Annotated in this window: 3 protein-coding genes and 1 pseudogene; all 4 read right to left on the reverse strand. The window is 36.0% G+C overall.

Going from position 1 to position 7,054, the window contains the following annotated elements; all coding sequences use genetic code 11:
- Positions 1–841: pseudogene (locus ACFILA_RS08780) on the reverse strand (hypothetical protein); the annotation flags it as partial.
- A gap of 1,207 nt (positions 842–2,048) precedes the next feature.
- Positions 2,049–4,808 carry a YadA-like family protein gene (locus tag ACFILA_RS08785; RefSeq protein WP_375661034.1) on the reverse strand — a complete coding sequence of 920 codons (2,760 nt, stop codon included), beginning with the start codon at positions 4,806–4,808 and terminating at the stop codon, positions 2,049–2,051.
- A 1,227-nt stretch (positions 4,809–6,035) separates the two neighbouring features.
- Positions 6,036–6,236 carry a hypothetical protein gene (locus ACFILA_RS08790; protein ID WP_375661035.1) on the reverse strand — a complete coding sequence of 67 codons (201 nt, stop codon included), beginning with the start codon at positions 6,234–6,236 and terminating at the stop codon, positions 6,036–6,038.
- 436 nt (positions 6,237–6,672) lie between these two features.
- Positions 6,673–7,054, reverse strand: a 382-nt coding sequence (locus ACFILA_RS08795) for a YadA-like family protein (protein WP_375661036.1), incomplete at its 5' end; no start/stop codon positions are given.

The raw sequence follows: 7,054 nt of genomic DNA on the forward strand, positions 1-7,054 counted from the left end.
TCGAGTCAGTAACGTCACCATCAGAATTGAAGCGCTTAACCTTGAATGTAGGAGCAGTCCACGTGCCATTCTCATACTTAGCGTTACCACCTAAAGATTTTGCAACTTTATCACCTAGAGCATAAAGCTGGGAACCATTAACGGCATCGGTTGACGTTTCTGAGAGTTCACCAGGAGAAATATCCTCAAGACGCCGTGTCTTACCTTCACTACTCCGAAAAGTTACTATAGTTAATGGTGAGGTAGGAGCAAGAGTTATCTTCCTTTCATCATCCGCTCGGGCTAGTCCACTGGGTAAGCTTCTTAAAAAAGGAAAGCTGCCTGTGTTTTCATGCCTATCATCACTTTGAGATAAATTATCTTGCTTTTCCCCAATAGTAGCGAGTTCCTTTATCTCAACAATCTGATGATTTAAACTTGTGGAAACACTCTTCACGCCAGAAAATGCATCCGCAACACTTTTATAACCTTCTACATTCTTATAACCTTCCGTACCTGCAAATGCAGCATCAAAAGCAGCTTTAGTCTGAAACTTAATATTAAGACTTAAGTTCTTGGGGGCATCCTCCCCCTCCACAAATGCAGAGCCACTATCTCTATACAATTTACTGCCAACTACGTAGGCTGGCGGAATAGCTTTAAGCGCATTTGTACCACCACTAAAGTCGTTTGATTTGTTATTTAAAATCTGAGTAGCAGCAGCAACAGGAGAAACATTTGATAAAAATATAATCACTGAAGCCAATGAAAGCGCTTTAATAAAAAGCCGTCGATAAAACGAGCAAGAATTTTTACAATCATTCACCACTAGCGCTTTTGGTGTGGTATATAATTTTTTCATAACAAATTCTCCAAATAAGAAATACATATTTAGAACATTAAAAAGTCATATTTCAGTGCTAGGGGTGATTAACGACGTGATTTTTGTTTGTTCTCTATAAAGTTTGAGTTTGCCGCAGAGGCGAACAGAAGTAATTAGAAGTCCGGCAAGGTTGTGATGGACGTTGATTAAAGGTTTGGTTAATGGGTTTTTTATTTTTTCCGCTTTTAAGAAGGATGCTTTTTTTTGCAACAAAACTCCTGAATGAGGGTGAAAAACGGATATGAAGAAGGCATACTTGCGCCCTATTGTTAGATCTGCGGTTTATAGTTTTTAAAGTAAAAGAGTTCATTTTGTATAATTAAGAGGCTGTAATGTTTATTAGGGGAAAAGGTTAAGTTGTCGGCTGAATGATTTAGAGTACTTGTTGTGAAATCATTACGCTTTTATCGCGGGGGTAAGAAGCATACTCTTGAGCTTTAGATTTTTTTCTCTCAAAGAGCTTCAAAATAAAATGAAGGTGATTGTTTGTTTTTTTCATAATCCGTCGCGCCCCCCTTGCGAGCATCTTTCTGTTTTTACCAAAATGAGTCTTACTAAAGAATATTTCGCGATGTTATAGACTATTGCGTAAAATAGCAAGAGGAAAATGAATTTAATTATTTTTACAGAATGAGTCTTTCCGATTTATACAATCGTAAAATATCCTTATAACTTTAAAATTCATAGATTCCATGCACTATAGACTTGTCTAGAGGTTCTGTTTAATCGTTCGTTTTAGGTGTCCCATTTTGATCAAAATGAGTCTTACTAATAATTGCCGCTGTTGCGTACCTCATGATTGCTACTGCTATGCACAGAGCAAATAAATAAAATAATAATAATACGATTTTTGATTTTTTTAAACGTATCCCCCCAATGGATATTTTCTATCAATGAAATTATAGAACGTACAGTTTTAAAATACTGTGCGATTACGCACTCTATCAATTTATATGAGAGTATTACGCTGTATTTATAAAATTTTTGTTAAAGTAATTCACTTTTTACTAAAATCAATCTCACTAAGATTATTACTATAGAATACCTTGTTATAAGACTTTATAAGTATACTACTCTATGGACTTCTCTGTAAAATATTACTTCTCTATAATATAAAATTTCGCCCTTGTCTGATGAGACAAGGGCGAAACTTCGCTTAAATTGTAGTTTTTCATATTCTCTGGTGTTATTTTAATTTCAGAGTTATTCCACCACCTACACCCCACTGACCGCCAGCACTGGTTGCTGATAGATTAGAACGAATCTTGCCATCTTCAGATGTATAACCTGCACCAATCGCAAAGGCAGATTGTCCACGCCAAAAACCACCACCAAATGAAACACTCACAGATCCTGGGTCATCGAAGTAACGTAAGTTAGAGACTGCCAAACCAATCGCTGCTGCTTGCCTTGCCTCTTTGCGCACATTCGTAATATCATAACTTAGTGCGTCAAACTTCATATCGGTATAGGATTTCGCCGCATTAACACCATTATCGACTTGTTCTTTAGTATACTCTTTCGCACTGTCAAGAGTAATCTTCATCTGCTCCGCGGTATGATCGTATAACTGACCACCATTCACTGCGTCCTTAGAGTCATGTTCAATTTTTCCACCTTGAACATTCGTAATCAAAACAGGATCACTGTCATCGACACCTTTTAGAGTGATGCTATTGATTTTCTTTCCGCTATCATCGGTATCATAGCTAACCGCAACATTCACCTTTTTTTCAACTTCTGTTACCCTGCCTTCAACTTCTGTTACCCTGCCTTCAACTCCTGTTACCCTTTCACCCATCTTATTAAACTGACTGTCAGTCACCTCATAAGTTGACTTTTCTAAAATTTCACTAGGAGCAACAGTTACCGTGGTTGAATTATCCGCCTCATCTATGGCGCTTTCTTCCTCATCTATAGCAAGAGGTAAGCTTCTTAGAAGACGTGCGCTTCTCATAAAAGGAAAGCCTTCTGAAATAATATCCGAAGGACCACCATCTAGTGATTTACCCTCTGTTTCACCAAGACCAAGGCCATTCTTCATATCAACAACCTGATGATTTAAACCTGCCAAAGCACTATTAACGCCAGCAAATGCATCCGCGACATTAGTATACTCTTTATCAATCTCATGACCGTCCTTATCAAAGGCTTTAACTGTGAAAGTCGGAGCACTCCAATTTCCACCTTTATATCCAGAACCACCACCGAAATAAGTAGCAATCTGGTTGTTTATCGAATAGAGCTGAGAACCGGTTATAGCATCAGTCGACGTTTCTGAAATCTCACCAGCAGCAATATCAAAAAGACGCCGGCTTTCACCTTCACTACTCATAAAACTTACTTGTTTTAATGGTGATTTAGGAGCAACAGTTATCGTAGTTGGAACCTTCACATTACCTGAAGCACTAGGTAAGCTTCTCATAAAAGGAAAGCCTTCTGAAATAATATCCGAACTATCAGTTTGAGAGGGCTTATTTCTTTCTTCAATACCAGGCTTACTCTTTATCTCAACAACCTGATGATTTAAACCTGCCAAAGCACTATTAACACCAGAAAACGCATCTGCAACATTAGTATAGTTTTTCTCAGTTTCATTACCATCCTTATCAAAGGCTTTAACTGTAAATGTAGGAGGTGACCATTTTCCCGCTTTATCATATCCAGCACCACCGCCAAAATAACTTGCAAATGCCTGAGTCATAAGATAAATCTGACTACCATTTACTGCTTCAGTCGATGTTGCCGTGAATGCACCCCCTTTAACACCAGAGAGAACTCGTGGAAAATTAATACCGTTTGCAATATCTATTCTATCACCACCCTTGTCTCCACCAATCGTAATAAGCCCAGCGCTATTTTGCTTAACAAAACTATCACCTGTCACACTTTCGATCTTTTGATTAAGATTCGTAAAAGAACTACTTACACCAGAAAGCGCTTCCCCAACATTCTTATAGTTCTTTTCAGTCCCACTACCATTTTTATCAAAAACCTTAACTGTAAAAGTAGGAGCATTCCAATTTCCATCTTTATCATATCCAGCATTATCACTAAAATAACTAGCAGCTACATTGCTCATGGCATAAAATTGAGAGCCATTTATCGCATCAGTCGATGTTGCTGTAATCGAACCAGCCTTAACACCCGCAAGAGTCCGTGCCACATTATCAACATTCGCGATATTTACCCTGGCCCCACTTACTTTTCCACCAATGGTAATAAGTCCGGTATCATCTTGCTTAACAAGATTATCACCTGTCCCATCAATGACTATATTCTCAATCTTTTTATCAAGATTCGTGAAAGAACTACTTACGCCAGTAAAGGCATCCGCAACATTCTTATAGTCCTTTTCAGTTCCATTACCATTTTTATCAAAGACCTTAACTGTAAAAGTAGGAGCTATCCAGTTTCCTTTTCTATCGTATCCAGCACCACCGCCAAAAGAGATCGCAGTACTGATGCCTTGGGAAAAAAGCTGAGAACCATTGACTGCATCATACGAGATTGGCGAAACCCAACCATCAGCAACACCAGTAAGAGTCCTCAATCCATGAGAGCTATTTGCGATAGTTATTCTATTGCCACCTACGTCCGCACCAATTGTAATAAGTCCTGATGCATCTTGCTTAACAAACTTATCATACCTAGTTTCAGCGACATAATTCTCCAAACCATACAACGCAGAACCAACATCTCTATATATTTTACCGTTAATTATATAGGTTGGCGCAATACTTTTACGTATATTTGTACCTCCACCAAAATACTGCGCTACATTACCCCAAAGATCACAAGCAAAAACAGGAGAAGCACTTGATAAAAAGGCAGCTACTGACACTAATGAAAGCGTTTTAATAAAAGGTAATCGATAAGACGAGCAAGAATTTTTTAAATTACTCACTGCTAGTGTGTGTGGTGTGGTATATAATATTTTTTTCATAATAAATCCTCTAAGTAAAAAAAACATATTGAAAACATTAAAAAGACATATTCCGGTGCTACTAAGCTCTAGAGGTAGTTTTTTCTTGTTTTATAAAAGATTAGGGTTGTCATAATGTGGAAGAGGACTATCTAAGATATCAATGAGGTTGTAGTCCACCTTGATTGATAGTCCGATTAATAAGGTTTATTTTCCCCTTTTAGGGGGGATTTTCTTTCTGTAGCAGAGCCTTTAAATTTAAAGGCAAAGAAAGGTGAAAGAAGTGTAGAAAAAACATGTTTGCGCGCTATTATTAAGTGTTGTGTGTTTAAGAGGCAATAAAGGATGTTTATTGCACAAGGGAATTAAGTTGTTTGTTGAGTAATTTAGAGCGTTTTTTGTAGGGTTATTGTGCTTTTGTCGTGAAAATAAGCGAGATACCCCTGAGTTTTATATTTGTATCTCTTAAAGCTTTTTGAGATCAGACGATTGTGATTTTGTAATTTTTCCATAACTTACCGCACCCCGCTTTGCGAGAAGATTTCTAGTTTCTTTTAATTAATTTTTCGCACTCTATACAGATTATTAAAAAATAGCAAGGAAAAAATAATTTAATTATTTTTTTATATTTTTATATAATGCGTCTTTCTGATTCTTGAAATAATTCTAGAATTCATAGCCTCATTGTTTACACTTTAGGCTTTTATAAAAGTGCTGGTGCATAGTTATGCTTTAAATATCCCTGTTGTGATCAAAGTGAGTCTTACTTAATCATTCCCGCTGCTACATACAAAGAAAATAATAAAAATGGAAAAAATGAGATTTTTTATTTCTTTAAGCATACCCCCTAGTGGATATTCCTATTAATAAAATTATAAACTGTACAGTTTTAAAATATTGTGCGATTACGCGTGCTCTATTAATTTATATGAAAACATCACTCTGCATTTGTAATTTTTTTTGTTAAAATGCTTCACTGTAACTAAAATTAGTCCCACTAAGATTATTATTACAGAATACATTGTTATAAAACTTTACAAGTATACTACTCTATGAGTTTCTGTGTAAAATATCACTTCTTTATAAAATTTTTACCCTTGTCTGATGAAACAAGGGCGAATGCGTTTTTTATTATTAATGCAGTGTTAAGTTTACTCCTGCACTTAACCCCCTGTAACCTCTTGCACTCGTGACAGATATATTAGAGCGAATCTTTCCATCTTCTGACATATAAATGGTTCCAATAGCTCAAGCCAATCGGCTACGCCATAAACCACTACCAAAAAAAAGACTTAAAGACCAAAGGATATTAAAATAACTTAAATTCGATACTTCTAAACCAACAGAGGATGCCTGTCTTGCTTCTTTCTGAGCTGTCTTAATATCACATCTTAATGCTTCAAATTTTGTATCCGTGTAAGATTTTGCATCATTAACAACATTACTCATTGCATTATACTATGGATTCAGAAAAACATTTATCTATATATTTTTTCGCATCATTAAAAACTGTCTTAATCTGCTGCTCACTGTCATGTAATTGATCACCTTTTATGGCATTATACAATCCAATAATAATCTTATCAGCAGTCGAATTATGCAAAATAAAATACCCCCTATCTTGTCATAAAAAACAATGCTGCATTCATTAATAATATTATTACAATATATTAAAAATAAATATCGATTACTCAAATAATTCCTTTTGGAGATGATAAATGATTTTTTCATATAAAATTTCATAATAAAAAATATATTTTTACTCGAAATACGCCCTTATCTTCTATTGCTATTCATTTATGATGAAAATAACTTTCCTTCTCTTTAAATGGCACATGTAACGCATTTGATAAGAGAAGGAAAATTTATTTCGAATTTTCTATTGTTAATTCAGCGTTACCCTAAATCCAGCACCTACACCCCAATGTCCCCCAGAACTCGTTGCAGATACGTTAGAGCGAAATCTTCCATTTTCAGACATATAACCAGCTCCAATAGCAAGTGCAGATTGACTGCGCCATACACCCGTACCAAATGAAAAACTTAATTTTCCTGGTGTATCGTCATAGCTTAAATTAGATACTGCTAGACCAATAGCAGCAGCTTGTCTTGCTTCTTTCCGAACATCCTGAATAGCATAATTCAACGTCTCAAACTTCATATCCGTGTAGGATTTCGACTCGTTAACACCATCATTGACAAGACTACTAACTTTCTCATCCGTATACTTATTGGCATCTTCAAGAACTATCTTCATCTGCTCTTCA

The organism is Bartonella sp. CL71SXKL (assembly GCF_042194935.1).
Taxonomy (GTDB): domain Bacteria; phylum Pseudomonadota; class Alphaproteobacteria; order Rhizobiales; family Rhizobiaceae; genus Bartonella.